This window comes from Micrococcus sp. LASM2_SD2, from assembly GCF_057364565.1.
In genome coordinates this window covers 1-2,910 of record NZ_JBNFOB010000266.1, presented here as the reverse complement: position 1 = coordinate 2,910, position 2,910 = coordinate 1, and the positions used below count along the sequence as shown (strand labels likewise).

The 2,910-nt window shown below is 74.3% G+C and carries 2 protein-coding genes and 1 pseudogene; all 3 read left to right on the top strand.

Annotation, left to right across the window (positions count from 1 at the left end; genetic code table 11):
* The coding region (locus AC2W7A_RS11170) for an ABC transporter permease (protein ID WP_485991412.1) at positions 1-813 on the top strand (813 nt) is incomplete at its 5' end.
* Positions 814-906: 93 nt separating this feature from the next.
* Entirely contained in the window at positions 907-1,641 is a 735-nt protein-coding gene (locus AC2W7A_RS11165) for an ABC transporter ATP-binding protein (RefSeq protein WP_485991411.1), read from the top strand.
* A 104-nt stretch (positions 1,642-1,745) separates the two neighbouring features.
* Positions 1,746-2,779 (top strand): annotated as a pseudogene (locus tag AC2W7A_RS11160) (asparaginase).
* Positions 2,780-2,910 lie beyond the last annotated feature (131 nt).

Below are 2,910 nucleotides of genomic sequence, written 5' to 3'. Positions count from 1 at the left end.
TGCCTCCGCCCCGCCCGCGTGGACACCTCCGGCATCCCGACCACCGGCGTCGCCTCGGTGGCCCTGGTCGGCGTGGACCCGGACTCGGCCGACGCCCCCGCCGGCCTGCAGGACGGCGAGGTCGTCCTCGGCGAGGCCGCCGCACAGGACCTGGACGCCTCCGTGGGCAGCGTCCTCGAGCTCTCCGGCACCGTGGTGACGGTGGCGGCCATCGAGCGCACCGAGTACTACTCGCACACCCCGGTCCTCTGGCTGTCTCTGCAGGACTGGCGGGCCGCCGCCCACGCCCCCGCAGACACCGAGGGCACCGCCCTGGCCGTGCGCTTCACCCCCGATGCGGACCAGGACGCCGTGGCCGCCGCCGCGGACGCCGACGCCCACACCGTCTCGGCCACCGTTCCGGATTCGTATGCGGCCCTGCCGGCGTACTCCTCGGAGAACGGCTCCCTGATGACCATGCAGGGATTCCTCTACGCCATCTCGGCTCTGGTGGTGATCGCCTTCCTGTCCATCTGGACGGTGCAGCGCACCCGGGAGATCGCCGTCCTCAAGGCGCTCGGCGGCTCCACCGGCTGGGTGCTCAAGGACGCCCTGACCCAGGCCGGGGCGGTGCTGCTGGTCGGCGTGGCAATCGGCACCACCGCCGCCTTCGGCCTCGGTCTGCTCGCCGCGCAGGCCGTGCCCTTCACCGTGGACGCGGCCACCGTGCTCGTCCCCGCCGCCGGCGTCTTCGTCCTCGGCATGCTCGGCGCCGCCCTGGCCGTGGCCCGCACGGTCCGCGTGGACCCGCTCGTCGCCCTCGGCGGCAACTGACCCGCCTTCCCCTCCCCACCCACGACGACGGCCCGGCGAGTCCCGTACGGAAGGCTCCCGTCCGTCGTCGGAAAGCACAGACAAGGACCTGAGATGACCACCACCCTCACCCCGCTGCTGACCTCCTCCTCCCGCCACGGCGAGGCCCCCGCCCTGTCCCTGCGGGAGGTGGTGCTCGAGTACCCGGACGGCGAGCGCGGCACCCTGCGCGCCCTGAACGAGGTCTCCCTCGACCTGTACCCGGGCGTCTACACGGCCATGACCGGGCCCTCCGGCTCCGGAAAGTCCTCCCTGCTGGCCGTGGCCGCCGGGCTGATCACCCCGACCTCCGGGCAGGTGGTGGTCAACGGGCAGGACCTCACCGCCTTGCCGAAGGCCGAGCGGACGGCGCTGCGGGGAAGGACGATCGGCGTGGTGTTCCAGCAGCCCAACCTCATCCCCTCCCTGACCGCCCGGGAGCAGCTGGAGCTGACGGTGCACCTGGACCGCTCCGCCGGCCGGTCGGCCAAGCGCGATGCCCGGGTGCGGGCGGCCGAGCTGCTGGAGAAGGTGGACCTCGGCGCGGCGATGGACAAGCGGCCGCACCAGCTCTCCGGCGGGCAGCGGCAGCGCGTGAACATCGCCCGAGCGCTCATGGCGAGGCCGGCCCTGCTGCTGGTGGACGAGCCGACCTCCGCCCTGGACCGGGAGCGCTCGGCCGCCGTGGTGGCGCTGCTCGGCGAGCTGACCCGGGACGAGGGCGCGGCCACGCTGATGGTCACCCATGACGCGGAGTTCCTCCAGGACGTGGACCGCACTCTGGAGATGGTGGACGGGCGGCTGTCCTGATCCCTCCGACGAGGGGGCACTCGTTGTTGCCTCCACGCCGCTGACGCCACAACGACTGCACCCTCGTCCGGGGTGGGACACCGCACGCCACTACCCTGGTGGGCATGAGCTCCCCCACGCCTTCTGCCACGTTCGCCCTCGCCGATGCCGTCGAGCTGGTCCACGTGGTCCGCAACGGATTCCTCGAGTCCCGCACCGCCGGCGCCACGGTGGTCACCGGCCCGGACGGCGAGGTGCTGGCCGCGCTCGGTCCGGCCGACGCCCTGATCTACCCGCGCTCCACGCTGAAGCCGTTCCAGGCGATCGCGTCCCTACGCCACGGCGCCCGGCTGGAGGGGGAACAGATCGCCATCGCCTGCGGCTCCCACCGCGGAACCGCCCGTCACCGGGACCTGGCCGAGCGGATCCTGCAGGCCCACGGGCTGACGGCGGCGGACCTGCAGTGCCCCGGCGACTGGCCGGCGGACGCCGAGGAGATCGCCCGCCACGCGGACGACATCGCCCACGGCGCCGAGAAGACCCCGCTGGCCTACAACTGCTCCGGCAAGCACGCCGGGTTCCTGGCCGCCTGCGTGGCCTCCGGCCATGACACCGCCACCTACCTGGAGCGCGAGCACCCGGTGCAGCGGGAGGTGGACGCGGTGATCGAGGAGTACTGCGGCGAGCGGATCGCCCACGTGGCGTGGACGGCTGCGGCGCCCCGGCCGCCGTGGTGTCCCTGGCGGGCCTGGCCCGCGGCATCGGCAGGGTGTCCGGTGCCCCGCAGCGCCGGGATGCGGAGCTGCACGCCGTGTCCGTGGCGAACGCGATGCTGGAGGACCCCTGGGCCGTGCAGGCCGAGGGGAAGCCGAACACCGTGGTCATGGAGGAGCTCGGGATCCTGGCCAAGCTCGGCGCGGACGGGGTCACCGTCATGGGCGCCCCGGACGGCACCGCCGTGGCCGTGAAGGCCCTGGACGGCGGCTCCCGCGCCGGAGACCTGGTGGCCCTGGCCCTGCTGGCCCAGTTCGCCCCATCCCAGGTGGACGGCGAGCGCCTCCCGGACGTGCTGCGGCGCGTGGCCCCGCCGATCCTCGGCAAGGGCGAGCCCGTGGGCGCCGTCCAGCTCGCCACGCCGGTCCTGGACCTGCTGGACTGAGCCCCGTGAGCACCGGTTCGGTCCCCCGCCGCCGCATCCCCGTGCCCGAGGGACATGCGGCCCTGCTGACCTGGGCACGCACCGCCCGCGAGGACCCGGACGCCGCCGCGGCCCTGCCCCGCTCCACCCGG

What these genes read in the sequence shown, in the direction of transcription:
- AC2W7A_RS11165 (WP_485991411.1), top strand. Translation starts at nt 907, where the DNA reads ATGACCACCACCCTCACCCCGCTGCTGACCTCCTCCTCCCGCCACGGC.